The sequence below is a fragment of the Ruegeria sp. CF8 genome, assembly GCF_056537285.1.
The window spans coordinates 208450-234078 of the sequence record NZ_JBQFRG010000005.1 but is presented as its reverse complement, the minus strand read 5'-3'; the positions used below and the strand labels follow the sequence as shown (position 1 = coordinate 234078).

Sequence of the window (25629 nt, the reverse complement as noted above, 5' to 3'; positions counted from 1 at the left end):
TCTGATGTTCGCCGTGGCCGTATCGTGTGTTGCGGCCATGTTGTCAGGTCTCGCTGTTCATTCGGGCGGCAAGTATCGCGGGCCCGGCGTAGAACCTGCATTGGATGCAGTGGGCACGATTGCGGTCATGGGGATTTCAGCTGCCGCGATGTTCGTATTGGTGATGTGGTTCACCTGGTGGGGTTCATGATGACCAAGCTGATCGCCATCATAAACGTGATCGCGTGGGCAGGGTTCTGGGCCTTTGGCTATATCGCCCTGACCTCGGATGATCTGACCGAAGGCCAGCTGACCATCGCCGCGATTCTGGCCTTTGCGGGTCTGATCATGGGGGTTCTGGCCTATCTGAAGCTGGTGCGCGCCTCAGAGGCGAGCGGATACGCCAAAGGATCCAACCAACTGGACGCCGCGACCCGGAACCGGGCGCAGGAAGAATGGGGAAAGTAAGACATGTTCTATCGTGAGGCCGGGGATTTCAAAACCTCGTACATTGATGACAGCCAAACCTTCCCGATCAAGTTCGACCGGTATCGGTATTACGTCGTCTTGGCGGTGGCTTTTGGGATCATTCCCTTCATCATCAACGACTATTGGGCGAACGCCTTGCTGCTGCCGTTCCTGATCTACGCGATCGCTGCGATCGGGCTGAACATTCTGGTGGGCTACTGCGGGCAGGTCAGCCTGGGGACCGGTGGGTTCATGGCAGTTGGGGCCTATGCCTGCTACAAGCTGATGACTGCGTTTCCTGATGTCAGCATGTTCATCCACGTGATCCTCGCCGGGGGCATCACAGCTTTTGTGGGCGTCTTGTTTGGCCTGCCGTCACTACGGATAAAAGGGTTTTATCTGGCCGTGGCCACGCTGGCGGCTCAGTTCTTTCTGGTGTGGCTCTTCAACCGGGTGCCGTGGTTCTACAACTACTCGGCTTCGGGTCAGATCAACGCGCCCGAGCGGGACGTGTTCGGCATCATCATCACCGGCCCGAACGCGCCGGCATGGGCGACTTATCTGTTTTGTCTGATCTTCCTGACAGTCAGCGCCATTATTGCGCGAAACCTGACCCGCGGTACGACAGGCCGAACATGGATGGCGATCCGTGACATGGACATCGCAGCCGAGATTATCGGCGTGAATCCCCTGAAAGCAAAAATCAGTGCTTTTGCCGTAAGCTCGTTCTTTGTCGGCATCGCCGGGGCGCTTTTCTTTGCCGTTTATCTGGGTGCCGTAGAAGTGGGCGAAGTGTTCGGTATCCAGAAATCATTCCTAGTGCTGTTCATGGTGATTATCGGAGGTTTAGGCTCGATTTTCGGATCCTTTGCAGGGGCTGCGTTCCTGGTGCTGCTGCCGGTTGTGCTGAAACTGATCGGCGTTGATCTGCTTGGTTGGCCGACGGACATCGTCGCGCACCTGAACCTGGTGATCGTAGGCGCGCTGATTATCATGTTCCTGATCCTCGAACCGCACGGGCTGGCCCAATTGTGGCGCGTTGCGAAAGAAAAGCTCAGACTCTGGCCATTCCCGCACTAAGGGGCTGGCCCAAGGAAAAGACAGGCGGAAAGCCTGAAACACAACATCGGATCAATCAAGGGAGGAGACACCCGATGAACAAGAAACTGGCAACCCTGGCGCTGGGCGCCGTGATGGCCGCAGGTCCGGTCATGGCCGACCTTGTGTTCCCGTCGCTCAGCTACCGGACTGGCCCTTATGCGGCAGGCGGTATCCCGTTTGCTGACGGTTACGCCGACTATTTCACCCTGCTGAACGAACGCGATGGCGGCATCGGTGGCGTTCCGGCCCGCGTGCTGGAATGCGAAACCGGGTACAACACCGAAAAAGGTGTGGAATGCTATGAATCCACCAAGGGCGAAGGCGCGCTGGTTTATCAGCCTCTGTCGACCGGCATTACCTATCAGTTGATCCCAAAAGTGACGGCTGATGGCATTCCGCTGCACACGATGGGGTATGGCCGAACCTCGGCGGCGAACGGTAAAGTGTTCAGCCACGTGTTCAACTATCCTGCCAACTACTGGAATGGCGCGTCAGGAGCGATCAACTATCTGCTGGAAACAAATGGCGGAGATCTGAGCGGCAAGAAGATCGCACTGGTCTATCACAACTCGGCCTATGGCAAAGAGCCGATCCGCACCTTGGAAACGCTGGCCGAAAAGCATGGCTATGACCTGACTTTGCTGCCGGTCGACCATCCTGGTCAGGAGCAGAAGTCGCAGTGGCTGCAAATTCGCCGTGAAAAGCCAGATTTTGTCATCATGTGGGGCTGGGGCGTGATGAACCAAGTTGCGGTTCAGGAAGCTGCCAATATCCGCTTCCCGATGGAAAACTTCATCGGTGTATGGTGGTCCGGCGCTGAATTCGACGTGCAACCCGCAGGTGAAAAGGCCACCGGTTACAAGGCGCTGACCTTCACCGGGCTGGGTGACGATTACCCGGTTTATGACGATCTGCAGAAATACGTTGTCGATTCTGGCAAGGCCGCAGGTGCGGGCGATCAGCTGGGCACGGTGCAATATAACCGTGGTCTTTATGCTGCGATGCTTGCCGCTGAAGCGGTGAAAACCGCGCAAGAGATGCACGGCACCGCAGATATCGACGCGTCGATGATGCGCGATGGTATGGAAGCGCTTGAGATCACCAACGCCAAGATGGAAGCGCTGGGCATGGCCGGGTTTGGCCCTGAATTCGCGGTCTCGTGTGACAATCACGGTGGTCCGGGTCTTGTTGGTGTTGTCCAGTGGGACGCAGCCGCTGGAACATGGAACCCAGTTCAGGACTTCAAGCCAACTGACGTCGAGGTCATCAACGCGCTGATCGAGGAAGACTCGGCAGCCTATGCGGCTGAAAACAACATCTCGCAGCGCTGCGAGTAAGCAAATACCGAGGCCCAGGTCTGGGCCTCGTTACCCTTTCGGAGCGGCGGTTTTTCTGCCGCTCCCACAGAACAAGGCATGAGGATACGCGCTGATGCTGGATGCGGCAAATACCACTGACGTGCAGGCGGAAACCCTGCTTGAGGTCAACAATATCGAGGTGATCTACAACCACGTGATCCTCGTGCTGAAAGGCGTCAGCCTGACTGTGCCCAAAGGCGGTATCACGGCTTTGTTAGGCGGCAATGGTGCGGGCAAGACAACCACGCTCAAGGCTGTGTCGAACCTTTTGCATTCAGAACGGGGTGAGGTCACCAAAGGCTCGATCAAGTATCGTGGCGTAAGCGTGCATGAAAGCGATCCGGCTGACCTGGTGGAGAAGGGCGTCATCCAGGTGATGGAAGGCCGCCACTGTTTTGAACACCTGACGGTTGAAGAAAACCTGCTGACGGGCGCCTATACCCGCAAAGATGGGTCCGCAGCGATCCAGCAGGATCTGGAACTCGTCTATAACTATTTCCCGCGCCTGAAAGAGCGTCGCAAGTCACAAGCGGGCTATACCTCGGGTGGTGAACAGCAGATGGTTGCCATGGGTCGGGCCTTGATGTCGCGGCCTGAAACTATCCTGCTGGACGAACCCTCGATGGGTCTTGCGCCGCAGCTGGTTGAAGAGATTTTCGGCATTGTGAAGGACCTCAATGAGAAAGAGGGCGTGTCCTTCCTGCTGGCTGAGCAGAACACAAACGTCGCCCTGCGGTTTGCACATTACGGATACATTTTGGAATCCGGGCGCGTGGTGATGGATGGCCCAGCTGCCGAGCTGCGCGAGAACCCAGATGTGAAAGAATTCTACCTCGGCATGTCAGATGAAGGCCGCAAAAGCTTCCGTGACGTGCGGTCTTACCGCCGTCGCAAGAGGTGGCTGTGAGCGGATGGAGGATATTGCGATGACCTATTTCGATTCACTCGAAACCCGTTCGGTAGACCAACGCGCCTCCGATCAGGCGGCAGCGCTTGTCGAACAGATCAAGCGCGTGTCATCCGCGCCTGGATTCGCGGCGCACCTGTCGGATTCAGACACTAATAAAGTGGTTTCAACGGAAGATTTGCCGCTTTTGCCGGTGTTGCGAAAGTCGGACCTGACCCGCGCGCAAGCCGAACGCCCCCCGTTTGGAGGGTTCACGGTGAAACCGGCGCGGCATTTTCACCACGTGTTCCAGTCGCCGGGCCCAATTTATGAACCGGGCAGCACGGATCACGACTGGTGGCGCATGGGGCGGTTCCTGAATGCGGCGGGCGTAGGCGCCGGTGATATTGTGCAGAACTGCTTTGGCTATCACCTGACACCGGCGGGCATGATCTTTGAAAACGGTGCACGTGCGGTTGGCGCAGCCGTTTTGCCTGCAGGCACCGGACAGACGGAATTGCAGGTTACAGCGGCGCGGGATGTCGGTTGTACGGCCTATGCAGGTACGCCGGATTATCTGAAGGTTATTCTGGACAAAGCTGATGAGATGGGCGTTTCGCTAAACTTCTCTAAGGCCGCTGTTGGCGGCGGGGCGCTGTTTCCGTCATTGCGTCAGGAATACGCGGATCGCGGGATTTCGTGTCTGCAGTGTTATGCGACAGCCGATCTGGGCAACATTGCATATGAAAGCCCAGCGATGGAGGGAATGATCATCGATGAACATGTGATCGTCGAGATTGTCACCCCCGGTACTGGTATTCCGGTCGCACCGGGTGAAGTGGGCGAGGTTGTTGTGACCTCTTTGAACCCTGATTATCCGCTCATCCGTTTTGCGACAGGCGACCTGTCTGCCGTGATGCCGGGTGTATCACCTTGTGGCCGCACCAATACGAGGATCAAGGGCTGGATGGGCCGTGCGGACCAAACCACCAAGATCAAAGGTATGTTCGTGCGCCCGGAACAGGTGGCGGCGCTGGTCGACAAGCATGACGAGATTGTCAAAGCCCGCGTCATTGCGATGCGTCAAGGCGAGATGGACACGATGACCGTCCAAATCGAAAGCGCGGGCGGGGACAACCCGGCCTATGCCAAGTCGGTGGCGGAAGTGCTGAAGCTGAAAGGCGCGATCGAGGTCGTGGCCCCTGGATCACTTCCCAAAGACGGTTTGGTCATCGAGGATCAAAGGGTCTACGAATAGCAGCCAAAAACACGTCTGCGGCGTTAAATGCCGCAGATTTGTTGCCGGGCGCACTGGTGTTTCCGAGCTTTTTGGTCGATTAAAGGCAGACCTTTCGCCTTTGCCAGTCACAAGCCGGGATGATGGCCCAGATCGAATACTCACAAAACGGATCGCGCAATCGTGGCGTACGCGGAACCCGGTTGTTGGCGGGGATCGCTTACCTTGTGGCGGCAGCTTGCCTGCTGCCCATGGTTGCGGTGGTGCTGGCAGCGGTGACGGGTGGGACCGATACGATCTCGCACCTGATGCAAACCGTTCTGCCGAGTTATACGGTGACGACCCTGATCCTTGTGGTACTTGTCGCAACAGGCACCTTCTGCATCGGCACCGGGGCGGCCTGGCTGGTGACAATGACCCGTTTTCCCGGTGTGCGGTTTCTTGAGATTGCATTGGTTCTGCCACTGGCATTCCCGGCTTATGTTCTGGCTTATGCCTACACGTTCATTCTGGACCATCCGGGGATCGTACAAAGCACATTGCGGGACGTAACTGGCTGGGGTCCGCGCGACTACTGGTTCCCGGAAATACGCTCGACCGAAGGCGCGGCGGTGATGCTGATCCTTGTGCTGTATCCGTATGTCTATCTGCTGGCACGGGCGGCCTTTCTGCAGCAAAGCGCAACGGCGTTTCTGGCGGCCCGGGCGCTGGGGAACAATCCTTGGCTGGCGTTTCGGCGCGTTTCGTTACCAATGGCGCGGCCGGCGATTGCGGGCGGCGTTCTGCTGGCGGTGATGGAGACCATCGCGGACTTTGGCACCGTTTCGTATTTCGGCGTGCAGACCTTTGCGACCGGTATCTACACCAGTTGGTTTTCCATGGCGGACCGTGCGGCGGCGGCGCAATTGGCGCTGTGCCTTCTGGTCTTTGCCTTGGTCATGGCCGTGGCTGAACGTACCCAACGTGGAAAGGCGAAGTATTATCAAGCGGGAAAACAACATGTGGCGCAACCGGCGGCAGATCTTACAGGCCTGCGCGCCTTTGGGGCCTTTCTGCTGTGTGCGATACCGGTTCTGTTCGGGTTCTTGCTGCCTGTGATCATTCTGGTTGAGATGGGACTGGAATCGGAACAAAACCTGTTGTCGCGGCGTTATATCGGGTTCATCCAGAACTCGCTGACTCTGGCCGGGACAGCAGCGGTCATTACCGTCTTTGCAGCGATCAGTATCGGGTTCTTTCAACGTCTCAGGCCAGGGCGGGCGTCCTCTGCAACGGCCTATCTGGCGCGCTTGGGATATGCCGTGCCTGGGGGCGTGATTGCGGTGGGTTTGATCGTACCCTTCGCCGGATTCGACAACGCGCTGGATGCCTGGATGCGCAAGACCTTCGATGTGTCCACCGGATTGCTGGTCACAGGTTCGATCTGGCTGCTTGTCGCTGCCTATATGGTGCGGTTTCTGGCAGCCGCGCTCAGCGCTTATGAAGGGGGTCAAAGCACGGTGCACGCCAATATGGATGCTGCTGCGCGGTCACTGGGTCAGTCACCGCTGGGGACCTTGCGGCGAGTTCATTTGCCTATTCTGACGCCATCCCTGTTGACCGCGCTGTTGATCGTATTCGTGGACGTGATGAAGGAATTGCCCGCCACGCTGATCATGCGACCGTTCAACTTCGATACCTTGGCGGTGCAAGCTTACAGGTTGGCCTCGGATGAGCGGTTGGAGGGCGCGGCTGTGCCATCATTGGTCATTCTGGCCGTTGGTTTGTTGCCGGTGATCCTGATTTGCCGTCAGGTTGGTCGGCGGTAACACTTCTGCCTGAATTCTAGGGTCGTAACGCATCAGGCTTGATTCAAACGCGATTTCCGGCAAGGCTGGAGGTATGAATATGCAGCCTCCCAGCCGGTTCTCGGCAAGTGCAGCGCAGATGCCCGTCGCCTTTGACCGGCATGAGATGTCCCAAATCCTGTCCGTTTATGGCCGGATGGTCGCCGCCGGAGAATGGCGGGACTACGGTATCTCGAACCTGCGTGACATGGCAGTGTTCTCGATCTTTCGGCGCACTGCTGAACACCCGATCTATCGTGTCGAAAAACATCCGCGGCTTAGGTCTCGGCAGGGGATGTATTCTGTTGTTGGCATGGACGGTCGTATCCTGAAGCGCGGCCATGATCTGCGCGCGGTTCTTCGGGTGTTGGAGCGTAAGCTGATCCGCGCAGTAAAGCCGGATTAGAGCCTTTTCCGGGCCGTAACCGGACCATCACCCTGCGCCTGAATACGCTCAATGGCCTGATCCATCGGTTCAAACACAACCGCCATATGGTTGGCATTGGCATGCAAAATCATGTTGTCTCCGGATACCCAGGCCACATGACCTTTCCAGAACATCAAATCGCCCGTTTGTGCGGCTGACCCGTCGACGAGTGTCGTGCCCAAAGCACGTTCCTGATCACCGCTGTCGCCGGGGCAAGGCACGCCGCAGGCCAAGAGCGCAGCTTGGACAAGCCCGGAACAATCGATCCCAAACCGGCTGTTTCCGCCCCACAAATAGGGCGTCCCAAGGAATAACTCGGCCACTGAGACAGGGTCTTGCAGGGTCTCAAAGATTGGTGCGGTGTGTACCTTTGGAACAAAGCCCAACTCGGTTTCCAGATAGCGATCTGTTTCCGCCAAAACATGGATCTTGCTTCCGAAGCTGAGCGATACCAGATCGCGGCTTTTGAAGTCTGCGCTTTCATAGGCATGCGTCGCCGGTGCTTTGATCCAATGGGTGGCGGGGATGTCCTGGCCCAGTTGATCCGTTTGCAGCCAGCCAGTGTACCCGTCTTTGTCGGCGATGACCTGGCTCCAGCCATCTTTTTCATCTGTGACCTGAACCGTATCACCGAAAAGGACTTGCCTGTCGCGAGGCCCTTCAGGGTCGCGTAAAAGATCAACCACAGGCTTGGATATGCGGCGGCGCGTCATAGGCCCAACATCTCGGGCAAAGCGTTCAGAATCGCGCGCGGTCCTTGACCCAGACCACCCTTGCTACGCCCGGGTTCTTTGCTGGGCTGCCATGCATAGATGTCGAAATGGACATAGCGGCGCGATCCCGCGAACCTGCGTAGAAAAAGCGCAGCGGTGATTGAACCTGCGAACCCGCCCGAAGGTGCATTGTCTAGATCGGCGATGCCGGGTTCAATCATCGACTCGTAAGGTGTGTGAAACGGCATACGCCAAACCGGATCAGCCGACGCTTTCGCGGATTGCGACAGAGCCGACGCACAGGTCTCGTCATCCGTATAAAACGGGGCTAGATCGGGGCCCACGGCGACGCGCGCCGCGCCGGTCAGCGTGGCCATCGAGATCACCAGATCGGGCTCACCCTCATCCGCAAGTGTCAGGGCGTCGGCCAGAACCAAACGCCCCTCCGCGTCGGTGTTGTTGATCTCAACCGTCAGGCCCTTGCGTGAGGTCAGGATATCGCCGGGACGGAAGGCGTTGCCGGCAACGGCGTTTTCAACAGCGGGGATCAGGACACGTAGCTGCACCGACAGATTCAGCGCCATGATCATGCGCGCCAAACCAAGTACATTAGCAGCCCCACCCATGTCTTTTTTCATCAGCCCCATCGAGGCACCCGGTTTCAGGTTCAACCCCCCTGTGTCAAAACACACGCCCTTGCCCACGAGCGTCAGTTTTGGGCCGCTGCTGCCCCAATTCAGTTCGATCAGTCGCGGGGCCTGTTCCGCGGCGCGCCCGACCGTGTGGATCATCGGGAAGTTCTGATCCAGCAGCGCGTCACCCAGAGTAACGTTGCACGCAGCGCCAAATTCTCCGGCCAATGCCTCTGCCGCGTGTTGCAACTGCTCGGGTCCCATATCTGACGCCGGTGTGTTGACCAGATCGCGTGTCAAAGCTTCGGCCTGCGCCATTGCTTCGATACGCGCCGCATCCACCCCATCCGGTGCGACCAAAGCCGCTGATCCGCCGGATTGTGACGCATAGTGATCAAAGGCATAGCCAGACATCAGCCAGCCAAAACACTCAACCTCCAACAGATCCGAAGGGAGGCCGGACGCGATGTGATAGACGCCGTCCGGCAGTGATAGGGCAGCAGCGGCCAGTGGGAACCGTTTGCGCGCGCGCTTTTCTTCGGTTCCGTATCCGGCCAGCGCCATCTCTGCTGTGCCAGTTGCATCGGGCACCAGCAAAGTCTGGCCCAGCGCCGCTGAAAACCCGTTTACTGCGACCCAGGATTGCACGTGAAGCGTCTGTTCTTGCAGCCACGCTTCAAGATCCGGTTGGGCGATTACATGAAGCGGTATCGAGGCGTCGGAGGATGCGGCAAAGGACAGGGTCATAGGTGTCTCAGCAGTTGATTTCTAAGCCCAGACTAGCTGCGCCTGATCCACCTGCAACCCCTGTCAGACGGAAAGATCCTGCTGGTCCCATACCGCGGTCAGGGAACGTTCGCCCACTCGGATCAACCGCCCCAGAGTTGCACCCGCCGCCACTGCATCTCCGGCGTCGACGGTTTGGGTCACATCACCAGCGACGCGCGCCAGCGCCGTCATCCCGACCTGCTCAGAGATTGCGACCAGCGATTTGGCGCATTTGCGAAGATCGGCCCATTCGCGATGCCGCCAGTGCCGTTCACAGTTTGAAAGGCGTACAGCCAGTTCTTCAACCGTGCGGCACAGCACGTCCAGCGCGTTCTTGTCCCCCAATTGGCGATACAGCCCGTTGAGTTGATCCGGGTCCAGCCGGACGGATTCTTTGTGTTCAAGCGTTGTAATCTTATCCACCACATTCACCCTAGTTCTAACGCCCCCACGGCGTGGGTCTGATATTGGAGGTAAATTCCTTTGCAAAACCTTGCGGGGAAATCGGATAATGGCTCGAATTTTCCTTGAATTCGGTTTAGAGCGTCCTAAAGCGAGAAGAACTGGGACATCATAATGGACTTTGCCAAGCCTTTGCCGACCTATCTGGTCAAGCGGTATCACGGGTGGAAAGCCACAACTTATTCCGAGAACCAGGTTTGGTACAAGCGGTTGGCAGAAGAGGGGCAACGCCCCCGTGCGATGGTGATTTCCTGCTGTGACAGCCGGGTTCATGTGACCTCGATGTTCGGGGCCGACCAGGGTGATTTCTTTATTCACCGAAATATCGCCAATCTTGTTCCACCCTACGCGCCTGATGGCGATCACCACGGCACCAGCGCCGCGATTGAATACGCCGTTACCGCGTTGAAAGTCGCGCATCTGATCGTGTTGGGCCATTCGCAATGCGGCGGTGTTCAGGGGTGCATCGACATGTGCAAGGGCGAAGCGCCACAACTGGAAGCTAAAGAAAGCTTTGTTGGCCGTTGGATGGACATCCTAAAGCCAAAATACGGGCTGGTCGCGGACATCGAAGACCCGGTCGATCAAGCCAGGCAATTTGAACGCCAGGCGGTTGTGGCATCTCTGGAAAACCTGATGACCTTCCCGTTTATCTCTTCAGCGGTCGAAGAGGGTGCGCTGAGCCTGCATGGTTTGTGGACCGATATTGGCGCGGGTGGTCTGGAATGCTTTGACCCCCATCAGAAGAAGTTTGTCTCGGTCTGACAGCATTCTGACATCGAAGAAACGAAACGCATTGCGGTTCTGATTCAGAGCCGCAATCCTGTATTGTGTGTGCATACGTTTCGAGTTTCGGAGATTGAGATGAAAGTTGTTTTACGCATTCTTGCAGGATTGGGTCTGCTTGTTATTGCACTGGTCGCGGTGTCATATCTGTTGCCCGGTAAGGCCGAAGTTTCCCGCAGCATCACCATCGATGCGCCAGCCGAGGCGATTTTTCCCTACGTGAATTCCATGCAAGAGACTGAACAATGGTCCCCTTGGCTGCACCGTGATCCTGACACCCAACTCACCTATTCCGGACCCGACAGTGGGGTCGGAAACACTCTGAATTGGGCCTCGGACCATCCGCAGGTTGGCACTGGTTCGCAGGTTATTGTTGAAAGTGTCGAGAACCAACGGGTCCTAACGGAACTGGATTTCGGTCCGATGGGGACGGCCTCGGCGTTCTTCCTGTTGGAACCGGATGGGAGTTCGACATTGGTAACCTGGGGTTTTGAATCTGATTTGGGGCTTAATCCGATGTCCAGATGGATGGGGCTGATGATGGATAAGTGGGTCGGCGACGACTACCAGCGCGGCTTGACCAATTTAAAAACACTGGTTGAAAACAACACTTGATCAAGCGCGGTGAAATCGCCCCAAACATTAATTATTAGACACTATTCAATGCGAAATCGGGCGAGTTTCCCAAGGTGATCTGATCCCATGAAAGGGCGCAGCTCGACAGTTCCGGTCGTACCTTTGGGAAACAGCAGATTGTCTATCGGCAGCGGCACCTTCCAACTGCCGAAGTAATGTGTGTTCAGCGCGGTTCCGAAACTTTGATTATCCGCAGCTGCAGCTATCCTTTGGACGCTTGCCCCCCAAGGCACCATATTGAAATCCCCTGCGATTAGGACGGGCCCGTCCAGATCGGCAATTCGATCCGCGATAATCTGGCTTTGCTGCGCCTGATCGTAAGGAAACGGCCATTTCAGGTGCACTGATACGATCCAGACCACAGTCCCATCGGGTGCCTCAACCTGTACACCGACCAATCCACTGCCCTTAAGGCAAAACTCCGAGTTTTCCACGATAGGCAGTGTTGTCAGGATGGCAACGCTTTGCTCAGGTCGAAAGCTGCACACAGCCTTGGATGGATAGTGTTCGAAGAGGTTGTTCATGTATTTTTGGTTGTGACTGGATACTTCCTGCAGAGTCACGATCTGGGCGTTGGACGCGATGATATCATCCGCCAAAGGATATCGCGGCCACGCTTTGCTCATCAGATTCTTTTGGTACAGCGTCAGGCAAGTCCCTTCGCATTCAGTAGACGGCGCGGCATAGCTGGCGGCGATGGAGCCGAGAGCCACAACAGCAACAGCCAAGGATGTCAGAGCCATGTATCTTGCGCGCAAGTAGAGCAGCAACACCGCACACGGCAAAAGCAATACCCCCGCCTGCGGACGCAGCAGGGCAATCGAGTCCCCAACTGCAAAAACCTGTCCGCTAAAGCCGACAACGACAAGCGCCATCAGAATACACGCGCATCCGACGGTCAGAGTTCTACCAATTCTGCGTATGGTCGGAACCTGCATGCTCTGCCTCAGCGACCTTGCGCGTGGCTTTTCTTGTGACTTGGTATGCCACATCTTCCGCAATCAAGGGTTGGTATTTAGGTGGCAAGCCCGCTCATCTTTGTCAACTGGTTGGGAATTGTTGCGTTCAGGGTCGTGCCGACGCGCAGGTTCACTTTAGAGCCGTAACTGACGCAGTTCACGATACCGAGGATTTTGTTTCAGGCGCTGCATAGCTTCCATCTTCGCGGTGCACTTCACGTCCAGTAAGCGGTGGATTGAAAACACATACAAGTCGCAAATCTGTGTCAGTGGCGCGCACCACGTGGCGGTCATGTTGATCCAGCGCGTAGAGGGTAAATGGTTCCAGCGCGTGCCAGGTTTCATCATCAGCAGCTCTGATCTGCCCCCTACCTGAGATGCAATAACAGGCTTCAAAATGATGCGTGTATTCCAGCTCAAGTGCCGCGCCTTTTCTGATGATCGTATCCGTCAGTGAAAATCCCATACCATCCTTGGCAATCAGTAACCTTCTGCTGTTCCAGCCTGGGCCGGAAACGTCGCGGTCTGAACCAAGAATATCGTTGAGTGTTTTGACAATCATATTTCACCGCCTTCTTGTTACCGTACCGCGCGGTTCATCCCGCCATCGGACAAAATATTCTGGCCATTAATATAGCGGGCTGCATCGCTGGCGAGAAACACACAAGCTTGGCCGATTTCTTCGAACGTCGCTGGCCGTTGGGCCGGTATTTCGCGACGGGCCCGTTCGGACAGATTCACGTTTTCGCAGAATCCAGGCAACAGGTTGTTCATACGAATGTTATGCCGTGCATACCGATCCCCATATAGCTTTGAAAAACTGTGCAGGGCGCCGCGTAACATACTCATCGGATAGGCGGCACGCGGTTCGACGGCATTCATGGACGAGATGTTCACGAATGCGCCCCCGCCCTGTTCGATCAGGATCGGCGTGACAATACGGGCGATCTTCACAACGTTGAGCACATACATGTCCAAGCTTTCGTGCCACAATGCGTCGCTGAGCTCTAACAAAGGCCCATCAAAATCAGGGTCAAAACCTACGGTCTTGATGGCTTCGGGCACCGATCCGCCATGGCCCATATTGCTGACGATTGCATCAATCCGCCCATATTTGCTCATGGTGTCGTCGATCATCGCTTGCAAGTCATCGACATCCAGTACTGAGCCGCGGCGGCCAATGCCTCCAAGCTCTTCTGCCAGTTCGACCGAGCGGTTGGACGGCGACATCAGCGAAACCTTGTAGCCTGCCTTCGCCATTTCAATGGCACAACCCCGGCCAATGCCTTGTCCCGTGCCTGTCATCAGCGCGACTTTGGTATCGGGCATGGTGTCCCCTTTCACTTTGCATGCAACATGTGAGATTTTCTGAATAGCAGACAGTTTAACTCCCAAGTTTGTTATTTACCTATCGAGTTTTTCGGAGAGTGGTATTAGATTTTCTCACATGTCCGAAAACCTTAGACACCTTCGTGCCCTGCAGGCATTCGACGAAACCGCAACTCATTCCAGTCTGACCAAGGCTGCGGATGTTCTGAATGTCACCCACGGGGCGATAAGTCGGCAAATCAAGTTGTTGGAACTGCATCTTGGCGCGACACTCTTTCATCGCCGTCCCAATGGTGTCGAACTCACCAATGCCGGAGAACGCCTGTATCAATCAACGCGTGGCGCATTTTCGGCGTTGCAGTTGGGCGTATCAGAGGTGAAGCGATTACATCATCGCCAGTCAATTACAGTATCCTTGTCCACCTCACTGGCGCTCAAATGGCTTGTACCGCTGCTCAGTTCGTTTCAACAGGAACACCCAGGTATCGCATTGTTGCTAGACACAAATGATGCCTTTGCTAATTTCGACACGTCCGAGGTTGATGTCGCCCTGCGGTTTGGAAAACCCGGTTGGGAAGGCTTGTATCACGAGCAAATCAGACGAGAGGAACTGGTTGTCGTAGCCGCGCCGTCCCTTGTTGGAACGTCACGGCACCCTATGCGCGCTAAGGATGTTGCGGAACTCCCACTATTGCACGATGCGTTCAACGTCGGGTGGGAGAGCTGGGCATCGCAAGTTGGGCTGAGCACAGATCGGATCAAATCGCAAAGCATAAAATACGTGGACAGTGCTGTATTGCTTGAGGCGGCGATCGACGGCCAAGGCGTTGCGTTGGCGCGGCATCTTTTGGCAGAGCGAGACTTGAAGCTTGGCCGGTTGATCCGTCTTGACGACAGCAGTGTGCCATTGGATCGTGGGTTGTACTTTGTCTGCCGACCCGGCGATCAGGAACGGGTCACGGTAAGAATTTTCAAGAAATGGCTCATGTCGATTTGATCCCGTTTTCAAGTCGAGACCGTAGGCAAGTCTTTTCCTTCTGCGCCTGCAAAACATCGTGCTGTTTCCTGAACCTGTCTGGCTGGCAAAAACAAAAAACCCGCTGCTCAAACAGCGGGTTTCTTGATTTTTTGAAAGGATTGAACCGTCAGCCTTTTTTCAGAACCTCACGGCCCAGCAACTCGGCAATTTGTACTGCGTTCAAAGCCGCGCCCTTGCGCAGGTTGTCCGAGACGCACCACAGGTTGATGCCGTTTTCCACGGTTGAGTCCTGACGGATGCGGCTGATGAATGTTGCGAAGTCGCCCGCGCATTCGATGGGCGAGACGTAACCACCGGCCTCACGCTTGTCGATCACCATGATGCCCGGAGCCTCGCGCAGGATGTCGCGGGCTTCGTCTTCGTCCAGGAATTCCTCGAACTCGATGTTTACGGCCTCGGAATGGCCAACGAAAACCGGAACGCGGACACAGGTGGCTGTAACCTTGATCGACGGATCGACGATCTTCTTGGTCTCGACCACCATCTTCCACTCTTCCTTGGTCGAACCGTCTTCCATGAAGACGTCGATTTGCGGAATGACGTTGAACGCGATCTGCTTCTGGAACTTCTTCGGCTCAACCTCGGTGGTTGGGTTGTAGATGGCTTTGGTCTGATCCCAAAGCTCATCCATGCCGTCCTTACCTGCACCCGAAACCGACTGATAGGTCGAGACGACTACGCGCTTGATTTTGGCGCGGTCATGCAGCGGCTTCAGCGCGACAACCATCTGCGCGGTCGAGCAGTTGGGGTTGGCGATGATGTTCTTGTTTTTATAGTCGTGGATCGCCTCGGGGTTACATTCCGGCACGATCAGCGGAATGTCCGGGTCATAGCGATAGAGCGACGAGTTATCGATCACCACGCAACCCGCCGCAGCCGCCTTGGGGCCATAGGTCTTGGTGGCGTCCGAGCCGATGGCAAACAGCGCCATGTCCCAGCCGCTAAAGTCGAACGTGTCGATGTCCTGGGTCGTCAGTGTCTTGTCGCCAAAGCTTACCTCTGTGCCCAAGGAACGACGGCTTGCCAGAGCGGCAATTTCATCGACCGGGAACTGGCGTTCCGCCAGGATGTTCAGCATTTCGCGGCCCACGTTACCCGTGGCGCCGGCGACAACGACGCGATAGCCCATTTCATGTCTCCAAAGTTAAGGACGCGCGTTCATAGCTGCGTTGCGGCGAAGAAAAAAGAGCTTTTGGCGCGGAATCGAACGTTTGACGTCGAATTGAAGCGCTTCAGGCGTTCAGAAGACGCTGGTAGAGCGCAACCAACGTCTCTGCCTCACCGTGAATATCGAAATTCTGTTCGACATGGGCGCGGGCGGCCTGACCGGACTGTGCAAGGGAATCACGGTTCTTCAGCATCTCCGCCGCCGCATTGGCCAGCGCGGGAATGTCGTCGGGGGCTACGATCCGGCCCAGCGACGGGTCAGTTACGATCTCGGAAAACGCGCCAACATCGGTGGCCACAACCGGTACGCCGCAGGCCATGGCTTCAAGGGGGGTCAGTCCGAACCCCTCCCACCGCTGCGGCGCGATGAACAGGTCCAGAACCTGATACCATTCGGCAATCTGATCTACCGTGACCTCGGGCATGAACAGGATGCGATCAGACAAGCCCGCTTTTGCAACCTTGTCTTTCAGCTCGGCCAGAAATGCGGTGTGCTTTTCGGTGGCCCGTCCCATGACGATGCCCGACACGTCGTCGAACCGCCCGCATAGATCAATCATTGCGTCAACAAAGGCATCTGTACCTTTTTGATGCCGGATGCGGCCGTAGCATCCCAACAGCAGCCCGTCCGGCAGCCCCAGTTTCGTCCGAACGGCGGCCTTGTCCTGTGGGGGCGTAAAATCCTCAAGGTTGATGCCATGCATGACAACCTGCGCGTCGCGCTCAAGATACCCGGCGGTTTTTTGCGACGTCGCCACAATCGCGTCCATCTTGCCGATCAGCCATTTGGTGTAGCTTGTATGGGGGCGTTGGGATGCGCTTGTGAACAGCAGTTTGAGTTTCAGGCGGAATACGTTCCGCAGGATCAGGCCCAGCAGCATCTCGGTGTTGCGGCGGGCGTGCCAAACGCGTGTTGGACGGCGGGACAGAAAGGGCAGGCGACCCAGCGGGATATGCGGGATGTCGTCCGGCAGGCCTGGACCCGTTGCGGCGATGTCGATGGAGTGTGCCTGCAGCGGAACCAGCCTTGCGATGGTTGCGGTCACGCCCGAAAGCCTGCGTTTCAGATTTGGGGCTATGACGACGGGGTCTTTCACCGGGCTCTCCTGATGGCTGATTCAGTCGACACTATCCCGGCTGAATAGATAGATCACGCAGCCAATGGCAAGAGATATGGCAAAAAACCCGAATATCGCCGTGTAAGGCGCGGTTGGCCCTGTCTGAACGGTTGCCGCATGAATCCGACCGGTCACGAACTGAGCGACACCTACACCGCCGATCCCGAACAAGTTCAGAAGAGTTACGCCACGGCCGACCAGGTGCGGCGGAACGAAAGCCCGCCCATGGGCCATGATGACCGGAAAGCTGGCCCCGGCAAAGCCGATGACGGCCAGCAGCAAAACAGACAGCCAGATTGCGTTGTCAATCCACAGGCACAGCAAAGTCAACGCTGCGGCCCCCAGAGCATTGCCTGCAAAAATAACCCATTTTCGTGTGCCAAATATGCGATCCAGTGGCCCATAGACAAAAGTACCAGCAATCATTGCGGCCCCCATGATCAGGGTCGCCGTGCCGATTTGCGTCGTGCTTAATCCGAAGACATCGTTCAGGTATGGCCCGGCCCAAAGACCCCGCAAAGCGGCAGAAGGTGCGTATGCCACCAGCATCAGCGGCAGGATCAGCCAAAGCGTGGGTTCTTTCAGCAGGTCCAGCAAAGACCCCTTGTGATCCGTTTCCGCTTTCTCAGGGTCGTGTACGGTCAGCCAAATACCAACGGCAATGGCAGCGGACATCCCGGCCAGACCCGCCATTGTGGCACGCCATCCCATCCACTCCACAGCCAGGGCTGTCGGGTATGATGCTACAAGATTACCGACCGACCCCACTCCCAGCATCACAGCAGCCAATGTGGCAAAGCGAGCAGGAGGGTATTCACGGGCGAAGATGAAATATGAGGCCATAAGAACCGGAGAGCACCCGACACCGATCAGCCCCATGGCTATGCTGATATGCAATGGCGAGGACGCGATTGCAAAAATCCCGGCTCCTCCTGCGCCACCGATCAGCAACAGAACTGCTGCGGTCAGCCGTGGACCAACCTTGTCCAGTGCCCAGCCGACCGGGATTTGCATCGCCGCAAAAACCAAAAACCAAAGGCCCGATGCAAATGCCAGATCTTCAGGCGTTGCGCCGATGTCCCGTTCCAGATCGAGGCTGAGAACAGCCAGAAACGCGCGGAAAAATTGGCTGAGCACGTAGCCCAGGCATAAAACCACCAAACCTGCCTGCATAACCTGCCCCTTTTTGCGCACTTTAGGCAAAGGCTTGGCATGCCATGATGCAACGCACAAGCGTGTGTAGTATGTTTCAGAAACGGGACTTGGACCAACGTCCACCTAATTTATGCTCAACATTGATTTGAGGGGGACCATGAAAGACCTCCATTCCGAGTTTTATGAAAACCTTCCCCTATTGCGGGACTTTACCTTGGTTGCGGATCCGGCACGGTTTTCGGCTGTCCCGGACGATTGGGTTTTGGGTGTTGCAGACATCGTCGATTCAACCGGTGAAATCGCGCGGGGCCGGTACAAAACGGTTAACACGGTCGGGGCCGCCGTGATTTCAGCGATGATCAACGCCATGGGTGGCAAGCTGTTTCCTTATGTCTTTGGCGGTGACGGCGCTGGTTTTGCCGTGCCACCCAGTCAGGTTGAAGGGGCGCGCAATGCTTTGGCCGCCTTGCGGCGCTGGGCGGAGGAAGAGTTTTCCATGCCGCTGCGCGCAGCATTGGTATCGGTGGCAGATATCCGAGCCGCCGGTCGAGACTTGCGCGTGGCCCGCTATGCGCCGTCAACCGGTGTGGATTATGCAATGTTTTCAGGCGGCGGCTTGGCCTGGGCCGAGGCTGAGATGAAAGCCGGCCGCAATATGGTTGAACTTGCCGAGCCGGGAGTACAGCCGGATCTGACCGGCCTGTCCTGCAGATGGTCCAACAGTACGGCACGGCACGGTCAGATCGTCTCGCTGGTTGTGGAACCCACGGTATCGGCCACTGAACGTGACTTTGCCGATCTTGCCCAATCTGTGCTGTCCATGTCGGAACAACTGGAGCGCGCGGGTCATCCCGTGCCTGAAAACGGCCCGCCCATGAAATGGCCGCCGCCGGGCTTGGAGATTGACGCGCATGTGTCGCGCAACGGACGGAATATGATGCTGCAAAAAATCGTTTTGCTGTTTCAGAATCTGCTTATTGCGATCCTTTTTAAATCAGGAAAACGCTTGGGCCAGTTCGAGCCGGACCACTATAAACACATGGTCAGCAGCAATGCGGATTTTCGCAAGTTTGATGACGGTTTGAAAATGACGCTGGATTGCGACCCGTCCACGCTGAAGCGTATCGAACAGATGCTGGAAGAGGCGCGGGCGCGCGGCAAGATCAAGTATGGGCTGCACGCACAGGACGAAGCGATGATGACATGCATTGTGCCGTCGGCTACGCGCGACGACCACATGCATTTTGTTGATGGCGCGTCCGGTGGGTACGCTCAGGCCGCTGCAGCCATGCGCGCCTGAAAGCTCACTTTTCCTTCCATTGTTTCGACAGTGAACGGGCCGCCTGCGCCAGCAACATTACGTCTATGCCAACGGCCAGGAACTGCGCCCCCATATCCTTATAGGCCTGCCGTGCTTCGTCATTGGTTGCAAGGATACCCGGTGCTTTGCCAGCGGCCTTGATCCGCGCCAAAGCGTCACGGATGACCTCGCGCATCTCGGGCGCAGCGCTGTTGCCCTGATACCCCATGTCGGTGGACAGGTCTGCTGGGCCGATGAACACACCATCAACGCCGTCGACTTGCAGGATGTCATCCAATGCAGCCAATCCGGCGCGGGTTTCAACCTGCAACAGCAAACAGATCTCTTGATCTGCCGTCTGGATATAGTCCGAGACCGATCCATACATCGTCGCTCGTGATGCCATCGCGCCTACGCCACGTATACCGGTTGGAGGATAGCGACACGCGCGAACCAGTTCACGGGCCTGTTCGGCGCTTTCGACGATCGGCACCAAAACTGTCTGCGCCCCGGCATCCAGAACCATCTTGATCAACCACGTCTCGCCAATTGGAATGCGGACCACCGGATGTGTCGGGCTGGCGGCCAATGCCATCAGTTGATCTCGGATCGAGCGGATGTCGTTTGGGGCGTGTTCCCCGTCAATCACCAACCAATCAAAGCCTGCGGTTCCCATGATCTCAGCTGTGACTGGTTCGGCAAAACTCATCCAGCATCCGATCTGGATTTTTCCCTCATTTAGAGCCTTTTTGAAGGCGTTCTCCGGGGCAGCCATAAGTTCTCTCCGTGTCACATATCCAAGGTTTTCACAGGGCTCCGGTTGAGCCCTTTGCGCATCTTCTCTGATGATTTTGAATTGTCCAGCCGGAATGTGAAACTGTCCAAGGCGTTGACGAATATAACAGTGCGGTCCGTTGTCGTGGCTGGGTCAGTTGGTTTAACCGGATGGTGAGGTCTGCTTGCGAAAAAGCTGAATTTCGGCGATAATTTTGCCATGACCGACGACCTTCCTCTGACGTCGCGATCTTTGCCCATTGCGCTGTTGCGCGCGCGGGAAAAGGTTATGGGACCCATCCGTGCCATGCTGGCTGACGCCGGTGTCACTGAACAGCAATGGCGGGTGTTGCGGGTATTGAACGAAGAAGGTCCGCAGGAACCCACTCATATAGCTGATCGCGCCTGTCTGTTGCTGCCCAGTCTGACGCGAATTTTGCAGAAACTTGAGCAGCGCGGTCTGATCTCAAGGCGGTCTCATCCTGCGGATCGCCGCCGCCAGATTATCGAGATCAGCACAAGTGGCGTTCAGATCATTCGTGCCAATCTGTCTGTAAGTACCGCCCAGGCAGAACGTATTCGGTCTCAGCTTGGACCCGAAAAGCACGAGCTTTTGCTGGATCTTCTGAATGACTTGAAGGATCTCGACCCCTAAGTAAGGGCTGTTTTGCGCGACGTGCTCAGGGACCCCGCCGGAGAATGTAGGGGGATTTCTCCGACGGGGCGGCCAGACTCGGACTGGATATTATGTGCCTGGCCCGAGGCCGGTTGCGTCACGTGTAGCCTGACGGTCCGGCCCGCACTTCGGAGTGTGTGCCGAGCCAAAAAAGGCTCTAAACAAGGCGTTTTTCCCAAGGGATGGGTGTACGCCTTTGCTCTCCGAAATAGGTGTTCCCAAATGCCAACCGATGAGTGGCTCTGCAGTTGGTTCCCTAGTGTTACCCAAGCAGGTCAGTTTGCAATGGGCGCAGGTTTGTATTTCGTGCAGTCGTGGTGTCGGCTGCACAACTTACACGTCAGTAAATAGTTCAACTTTTGCCTGAGCCAAGTCGTATGTGTTCTTCCACCGACGACGCCATAAAGGCGGAAGTGAACTTGCTTGGAAACGGGCTTTGTGTTGGCCATCAGAATTGAGCGGGTTCGCGCTGAAACACCGCAAAAGTTATGGCGAGTTCCGGCGTGTTTTCCAGTATTGCTGATCGGCCCGACGCTCTTAAGATGAAGCAGCGCAATTGTCAGAGAGCACCATGTCAAATACCCTTTTTTCCCTTCCTGACCCGGTCACTATTCCTGTTGTCGGTTCAACGGCCGAGTATCCCGTTGGGCGTATTTTCTGCGTTGGTCGAAATTATGCTGCCCACGCCGCTGAAATGGGAAACGAGGTCGACCGCGAAGCGCCATTTTATTTTACCAAGTCAGCCGCAAACGCAGTTATGTCCGGGGCAAAGGTTCCATACCCTGCGGGCACCGAGAATTATCACCACGAAATGGAACTGGCGTTGGCCATCGGGAAACCGGTGTTCCGCGCGAACAGTGCGCAGGCTTTGGACGCTGTATACGCTTATGGCTGCGCCCTCGACATGACCCGGCGTGACCTGCAGATACGCGAGCGGAACAAGCAGCGCCCCTGGGATCTGGGCAAAGATGTCGAAAACGGCGCTGTATTTGCCCCTCTGACACTGGCCGAAGACTGGTCTGCGGACGCGGACAAGCACATCCGGCTTCGTGTGAATGGTGAGATACGTCAGGATGCAACGCTTGAGGAACTGATCTGGAAGATTGACGAAATCATCTGCCATCTGTCCGGCTTTTATCACCTGCGCCCCGGCGATCTGATCCTGACGGGCACGCCTGCGGGTGTTGGGCCGGTTGTGGCAGGAGATGTTCTGAGTGGTGAGATTGACGGGCTCGTGCCGATCGAATTGACCCTGACGGATGCAGACTAGACCCTATTTAGGGTCTTTAAGCCAGTCTTTGGCAAACTCGACATGTGTCACACCTGCCAACCGGCGCACCCGGTCCAGTTCGGCGTTCAGGCGTCGGGTACGGGCGTCGGACCAGCGTACCCCGCGCTCGGGCCACAGAGCTTTGACGCGTAACATGTCGCAGTCACGATGGGCTTTCATGTCAATCCGGCCAATCAGGCGATCACCTTCAAGCAAGGGAAACACGTAGTAACCATAGCTGCGTTTGGGTTCCGGTACGAAGACTTCGATGCGATAGTGAAACCCGAACAACCGCTCGGCCCGGTTCCGGTCGCGCAACATGGGATCAAACGGGCTAAGCACGCGGATGCGCCCCGGCGGCGCGGGCAGGTTCAAACTCTGGTCCGCCAGGTCAGGGCGGGCAAAGACCTTGCGGTGCCGCCCATCAGCGCAGGTGATCTCGATCTCTTCTATATCGCCTTTGGCCAGCGCCCTTGCGCACCAGCTTTTGGCTTCTGCTGCGCTGACCGTGTCCCAGAACGCTGCCAATTCGCCTGATGTCGCAAATCCAAGCCGGTCAAGTGCCGCGTTGCACAGCCAATCCACAGTTGCTTCTGCATCGCAATGTATGTTTCCCGGACAGAGCTGGGTTTCAATCACCCGTTCAGTCAGGTCATAGCGTTTCTGAAACCCGTCGCGGCCGACAACAGCAAGCGCGCCGGAACGCCACAAAAACTCCAAGGCGGTTTTTGACGGGTGCCAATCCCACCATCCGCCCGAGCCTTTCTTTTCGTCCTTGCCCACGTCCGAAGAGGATACCGGCCCATGGTCTCGGATGTGCTGCAACACCGTTTCAAACTGCTGTTCGAACCCATCCCGTCGCCAGTTCTTCCACCGTGCCTTCAGCAAATCTGCGTCGCGCTGAAAGCGCAGATGCCAGTGGGGGTAGAACTCCATCGGGATCACGGCCGCATCATGCGTCCAGTGTTCGAACAGCTCTTTTTCCCTTTCATAGAGCCTTTTCAGGTGCGCACCACGATAGCTGGGTCTGCGCGAAAAAAGGATCATATCATGGGCGCGGGCAACCGTGTTGATACTGTCAAGCTGCACAAACCCCAGCCTCTGGATCAAATCCAGAAGCGCGCTGCCCTTGGCCTCGCCCGAAGGTTGTTCCGCCAACGCGTGGCGGTCCATGAAAACGGCCCGAGCCGTTCGGTTACCCAGCCGTTTGAGGGATGCGGTCATCGCCGTTTGAGGGTGTCGCCAAAACTGATCTTGGGGGTCAGTGTTGCGCGCGTTTCAATCTCAGAATCGGGGTCTTTCAGGCGTTCGGCGATGATTTGGGCGGCGTGACGACCAATCTCAAGCCGGCAGGCATCCATCGTTGCAAGCTTGCGCGGAAGACCCTGTAACAACTCGACATTGTTAAACCCGGCCAACCCGATCTGTCCCGGGATGTCGATGCCTTGCTCCAGCAGGTACAACAAGCCACCCGCACCGATCATATCGTTGGAATAATACAGAAAATCCAGATCAGGAGAGCGCTCCAGCATGGCCTGCGTCATCTCGCGCCCCTTCGCAAGGGCCGACCCGCCGGAATAAAACTCGCGGTCTTCGATTTCGATGCCGTGCTTGCCCAACACCTCGGTAAAGCCTTCGAAACGCTTTCGGGCACGGTGATCCAGTGGCATCTTGGTGCCCATGAAACCAATATGCTGATACCCGGCCTTCAGAATCGCCTGCGCCATCTCGCGCCCGGCGCGCCGGTGCGAGATGCCGACCATTGCATCCACTGGTTTGCCGTCGGTATCCATGATCTCGACCACAGGAATGCCCGCTGAATCCAGCATGGCGCGTGCGGCTTCGGTATGTTCCAGCCCTGCAATGATCACGCCGGAAGGTCGCCACGAGAGCATCTCGTACAGCACTTTTTCCTCTTTTTCGGGCAGGTAGTCGGTCACGCCCACAACGGGCTGCAATTCGGTGTCTTCCAGAACCTGATTGATGCCTGTCAGAACCTCAGGAAACACCATGTTCGACAGCGACGGGATAATGACCGCGACCAGATTGACCCGGCTGGACGCCAGGGCACCTGCGATCTTGTTGGGGACATAGCCAAGCTCTTTTGCGGCGGCCAGAACGCGGGTGCGGGTGGCGTCTGACACATCCCCCCGGTTCCGCAAAACCCGGCTTACGGTCATTTCGGATACTCCAGAAGCCTCGGACACATCGCGAAGGGTAAGCGGGCGTTTGGATTCACTGTTCACGGGAGGCACCTGTGTTGTTGTTTTGCCCGATGGTAGCGTGAACAAGTCCGCGTGTACAACAATTGTGCAAAGCCGATGACAACCCGGAAAATCCCGGTTACAGAAGGCCACACACGGCCCCGTGGCTCAACTGGATAGAGCAGCCCCCTCCTAAGGGGCAGGTTGCAGGTTCGAATCCTGCCGGGGTCGCCATTTCATAGAGCCTTCCGGATATTGGCGCGTGATGGAACGCGGTGCCCCCGAACTTTGCGGGCGCATCAAATGCGTTGTCTGCACGGCGGATAGCTGCGTAAATTGCGCAAGCTTGTTTTGGGAACACAAAAGTGCCGCTGAGATACGCAGATATTTATCCGTCTGAACCGCTGCTCAACAGTGATGCGATGGATCGTCCTTCAGCAGCGGCGCTGATGTCTGTGCGGTATTTTCGGGCGGAACCTGATCGGATGCCGGAAGAAGTGTTTGCGGAACACCATGTTTTGTTGAACTTGCAGGACAGCCCCCACCGCGTGCAGAACTGGCGTGATGGCACGCTGCGGGATTTCACCTTTTGCAAGGATGAGGTCATTGTTACGCCCGCAGGCGTTCGGTCAGGTTGGCGGTGGTTCGGGCCGTCGGATGTCATAGTTGTCACTCTGGACCCAGCTAAGGTGGACCGTTTTGCGCAATCTGAGCTTGGGATGCTTCTTGATCCGCAGCAGTTCCGGGATCTGCCGCAATTTTCCGACCCTGACCTTTGCGTTGCAGGTGTTCTGTTGCGGGATGCGCTGGAGACGGATGATATGTCCTCGGCGGTTATGTTCGAGGCCATGAGCCGGGTGTTTCTGGTCAAGCTTTTGCAGAAATACGGAAAACGCCGTGCTGAGGATATTGAGCTGTCGTCGCGATTCACCTCCCAGCACTATCAACGCGTTTTGGCTTATGTGCAAAAGCGCCTGGATCGCACGATCACCGTTGACCAACTGGCGTCCGAGGCTGGAATGAGCACGTCGCATTTTGCCCGGGTCTTCAAGGAAACGCTTGGGTCAACGCCGATGCAATATGTTATGTCGTTCCGGATCGAGCAGGCGATGAAGATGATCGAGGATCCTGGCCGTCCCTTCGGGGACATTGCGCTGGATTGCGGGTTTTCGGATCAGGCGCATTTCACCCGCAGCTTCAAGCAAGTGACGGGTCAGACCCCGCGTGCCTTTCGGGCCGCGCTGAACGGTTAAAGCGGGATCTTCGATAAGCAGACGGACCGGTGCAAGAATTGTGGCCCCTGTCTTAGGACCTTTCATGTCATCGGGCTTGCGCCGAACCAGACAGATTTCGGAAGAT

27 protein-coding genes and 1 tRNA gene are annotated in these 25629 nt (G+C 56.7%); 16 read left to right on the top strand and 12 right to left on the bottom strand.

What is annotated here, in order from left to right; genetic code table 11:
- The first annotated feature begins 4 nt into the window (after nt 1-4).
- The 8 genes from ACR0EV_RS13595 (at nt 5) to ACR0EV_RS13560 (ending at nt 7261) form a co-directional block, all read left to right on the top strand.
- A complete protein-coding gene (locus tag ACR0EV_RS13595) occupies nt 5-190 on the top strand; it encodes a hypothetical protein (protein ID WP_480800582.1) in 186 nt (61 codons plus the stop codon).
- Entirely contained in the window at nt 190-447 is a 258-nt protein-coding gene (locus ACR0EV_RS13590) for a hypothetical protein (protein WP_171670162.1), read from the top strand. Before ACR0EV_RS13595 ends, ACR0EV_RS13590 begins: the two co-directional genes overlap by 1 nt.
- A gap of 3 nt (nt 448-450) precedes the next feature.
- On the top strand, nt 451-1527 hold the full coding sequence (locus tag ACR0EV_RS13585; RefSeq protein ID WP_480800581.1) for a branched-chain amino acid ABC transporter permease: 1077 nt from the start codon (nt 451-453) through the stop codon (nt 1525-1527).
- Nucleotides 1528-1601: 74 nt separating this feature from the next.
- Nucleotides 1602-2885, top strand: a complete 1284-nt coding sequence (locus ACR0EV_RS13580; RefSeq protein WP_480800580.1) for an ABC transporter substrate-binding protein — start codon at nt 1602-1604, stop codon at nt 2883-2885.
- Nucleotides 2886-2979: 94 nt separating this feature from the next.
- The gene (locus ACR0EV_RS13575) at nt 2980-3813 is read left to right on the top strand and encodes an ABC transporter ATP-binding protein (protein WP_480800579.1); all 834 of its coding nucleotides are present in this window, start codon (nt 2980-2982) and stop codon (nt 3811-3813) included.
- A 19-nt stretch (nt 3814-3832) separates the two neighbouring features.
- Nucleotides 3833-5050 (top strand): phenylacetate--CoA ligase family protein, encoded by a 1218-nt coding sequence (locus ACR0EV_RS13570; RefSeq protein ID WP_480800578.1) that lies wholly within the window; start codon nt 3833-3835, stop codon nt 5048-5050.
- Between the two features lie 122 nt (nt 5051-5172).
- Complete coding sequence (locus tag ACR0EV_RS13565; protein ID WP_480800577.1) at nt 5173-6837, top strand: ABC transporter permease; 1665 nt, start codon at nt 5173-5175, stop codon at nt 6835-6837.
- Nucleotides 6838-6910: 73 nt separating this feature from the next.
- Nucleotides 6911-7261 (top strand): DUF2794 domain-containing protein, encoded by a 351-nt coding sequence (locus ACR0EV_RS13560; protein ID WP_171092942.1) that lies wholly within the window; start codon nt 6911-6913, stop codon nt 7259-7261.
- On the opposite strand, the gene ACR0EV_RS13555 is transcribed toward ACR0EV_RS13560, so the two are convergent.
- The 3 genes from ACR0EV_RS13555 to ACR0EV_RS13545 form a co-directional block, all read right to left on the bottom strand.
- Nucleotides 7258-7995, bottom strand: coding sequence for a C40 family peptidase (locus tag ACR0EV_RS13555; protein WP_480800576.1), 738 nt, complete (start codon nt 7993-7995; stop codon nt 7258-7260). The genes ACR0EV_RS13560 and ACR0EV_RS13555 overlap by 4 nt on opposite strands.
- Nucleotides 7992-9374, bottom strand: coding sequence for a leucyl aminopeptidase family protein (locus tag ACR0EV_RS13550; protein WP_480800575.1), 1383 nt, complete (start codon nt 9372-9374; stop codon nt 7992-7994). The genes ACR0EV_RS13555 and ACR0EV_RS13550 overlap by 4 nt, the downstream gene beginning before the upstream one ends.
- 63 nt (nt 9375-9437) lie before the next feature.
- Nucleotides 9438-9827: a hypothetical protein gene (locus tag ACR0EV_RS13545; protein WP_480800574.1), complete on the bottom strand. Its 390-nt coding sequence runs from the start codon at nt 9825-9827 to the stop codon at nt 9438-9440.
- Nucleotides 9828-9971: 144 nt separating this feature from the next.
- Here ACR0EV_RS13545 and ACR0EV_RS13540 point away from each other — a divergent pair, with 144 nt between their 5' ends.
- Nucleotides 9972-10622, top strand: a complete 651-nt coding sequence (locus ACR0EV_RS13540) for a carbonic anhydrase (protein WP_171092950.1) — start codon at nt 9972-9974, stop codon at nt 10620-10622.
- 99 nt (nt 10623-10721) lie between these two features.
- Entirely contained in the window at nt 10722-11258 is a 537-nt protein-coding gene (locus ACR0EV_RS13535) for an SRPBCC family protein (protein WP_480800573.1), read from the top strand.
- Nucleotides 11259-11299: 41 nt separating this feature from the next.
- Here the strand turns inward: ACR0EV_RS13535 and ACR0EV_RS13530 are convergent, their stop codons facing one another.
- The 3 genes from ACR0EV_RS13530 to ACR0EV_RS13520 all read right to left on the bottom strand — a co-directional run bounded on the left by ACR0EV_RS13530 (nt 11300) and on the right by ACR0EV_RS13520 (nt 13567).
- Complete coding sequence (locus ACR0EV_RS13530; protein ID WP_480800572.1) at nt 11300-12217, bottom strand: endonuclease/exonuclease/phosphatase family protein; 918 nt, start codon at nt 12215-12217, stop codon at nt 11300-11302.
- Between the two features lie 178 nt (nt 12218-12395).
- The gene (locus ACR0EV_RS13525) at nt 12396-12800 is read right to left on the bottom strand and encodes an ectoine synthase (protein WP_480800571.1); all 405 of its coding nucleotides are present in this window, start codon (nt 12798-12800) and stop codon (nt 12396-12398) included.
- 17 nt (nt 12801-12817) lie between these two features.
- Nucleotides 12818-13567 (bottom strand): SDR family oxidoreductase, encoded by a 750-nt coding sequence (locus ACR0EV_RS13520; protein WP_480800570.1) that lies wholly within the window; start codon nt 13565-13567, stop codon nt 12818-12820.
- Nucleotides 13568-13685: 118 nt separating this feature from the next.
- Here ACR0EV_RS13520 and ACR0EV_RS13515 point away from each other — a divergent pair, with 118 nt between their 5' ends.
- The gene (locus tag ACR0EV_RS13515; protein ID WP_480800569.1) at nt 13686-14564 is read left to right on the top strand and encodes a LysR substrate-binding domain-containing protein; all 879 of its coding nucleotides are present in this window, start codon (nt 13686-13688) and stop codon (nt 14562-14564) included.
- 148 nt (nt 14565-14712) lie between these two features.
- Here ACR0EV_RS13515 and ACR0EV_RS13510 read toward each other — a convergent pair whose 3' ends face one another.
- The 3 genes from ACR0EV_RS13510 to ACR0EV_RS13500 all read right to left on the bottom strand — a co-directional run bounded on the left by ACR0EV_RS13510 (nt 14713) and on the right by ACR0EV_RS13500 (nt 18064).
- Complete coding sequence (locus ACR0EV_RS13510; RefSeq protein ID WP_480800568.1) at nt 14713-15735, bottom strand: aspartate-semialdehyde dehydrogenase; 1023 nt, start codon at nt 15733-15735, stop codon at nt 14713-14715.
- A gap of 103 nt (nt 15736-15838) precedes the next feature.
- Complete coding sequence (locus ACR0EV_RS13505) at nt 15839-16870, bottom strand: glycosyltransferase family 4 protein (protein WP_480800567.1); 1032 nt, start codon at nt 16868-16870, stop codon at nt 15839-15841.
- 21 nt (nt 16871-16891) lie between these two features.
- Nucleotides 16892-18064 (bottom strand): MFS transporter, encoded by a 1173-nt coding sequence (locus ACR0EV_RS13500; protein ID WP_480800566.1) that lies wholly within the window; start codon nt 18062-18064, stop codon nt 16892-16894.
- Between the two features lie 139 nt (nt 18065-18203).
- Here ACR0EV_RS13500 and ACR0EV_RS13495 point away from each other — a divergent pair, with 139 nt between their 5' ends.
- On the top strand, nt 18204-19346 hold the full coding sequence (locus ACR0EV_RS13495) for a DUF3095 domain-containing protein (protein ID WP_480800565.1): 1143 nt from the start codon (nt 18204-18206) through the stop codon (nt 19344-19346).
- A gap of 4 nt (nt 19347-19350) precedes the next feature.
- Here ACR0EV_RS13495 and ACR0EV_RS13490 read toward each other — a convergent pair whose 3' ends face one another.
- Nucleotides 19351-20121: an HpcH/HpaI aldolase family protein gene (locus ACR0EV_RS13490; protein ID WP_480800564.1), complete on the bottom strand. Its 771-nt coding sequence runs from the start codon at nt 20119-20121 to the stop codon at nt 19351-19353.
- A 219-nt stretch (nt 20122-20340) separates the two neighbouring features.
- Here ACR0EV_RS13490 and hpaR point away from each other — a divergent pair, with 219 nt between their 5' ends.
- Both hpaR and ACR0EV_RS13480 read left to right on the top strand, forming a co-directional pair.
- Entirely contained in the window at nt 20341-20775 is a 435-nt protein-coding gene (hpaR, locus tag ACR0EV_RS13485) for a homoprotocatechuate degradation operon regulator HpaR (protein WP_480800563.1), read from the top strand.
- A 592-nt stretch (nt 20776-21367) separates the two neighbouring features.
- The gene (locus tag ACR0EV_RS13480; protein WP_480800562.1) at nt 21368-22066 is read left to right on the top strand and encodes a fumarylacetoacetate hydrolase family protein; all 699 of its coding nucleotides are present in this window, start codon (nt 21368-21370) and stop codon (nt 22064-22066) included.
- Between the two features lie 3 nt (nt 22067-22069).
- On the opposite strand, the gene ACR0EV_RS13475 is transcribed toward ACR0EV_RS13480, so the two are convergent.
- Nucleotides 22070-23290: a winged helix-turn-helix domain-containing protein gene (locus ACR0EV_RS13475; RefSeq protein WP_480800561.1), complete on the bottom strand. Its 1221-nt coding sequence runs from the start codon at nt 23288-23290 to the stop codon at nt 22070-22072.
- The gene (locus ACR0EV_RS13470) at nt 23287-24312 is read right to left on the bottom strand and encodes a LacI family DNA-binding transcriptional regulator (RefSeq protein WP_171092978.1); all 1026 of its coding nucleotides are present in this window, start codon (nt 24310-24312) and stop codon (nt 23287-23289) included. Before ACR0EV_RS13470 ends, ACR0EV_RS13475 begins: the two co-directional genes overlap by 4 nt.
- Nucleotides 24313-24427: 115 nt before the next feature.
- Here ACR0EV_RS13470 and ACR0EV_RS13465 point away from each other — a divergent pair.
- Both ACR0EV_RS13465 and ACR0EV_RS13460 read left to right on the top strand, forming a co-directional pair.
- Nucleotides 24428-24504 (top strand) — tRNA-Arg (locus tag ACR0EV_RS13465).
- 131 nt (nt 24505-24635) lie between these two features.
- The gene (locus ACR0EV_RS13460) at nt 24636-25523 is read left to right on the top strand and encodes a helix-turn-helix domain-containing protein (RefSeq protein WP_480800560.1); all 888 of its coding nucleotides are present in this window, start codon (nt 24636-24638) and stop codon (nt 25521-25523) included.
- Nucleotides 25524-25629: the final 106 nt, after the last annotated feature.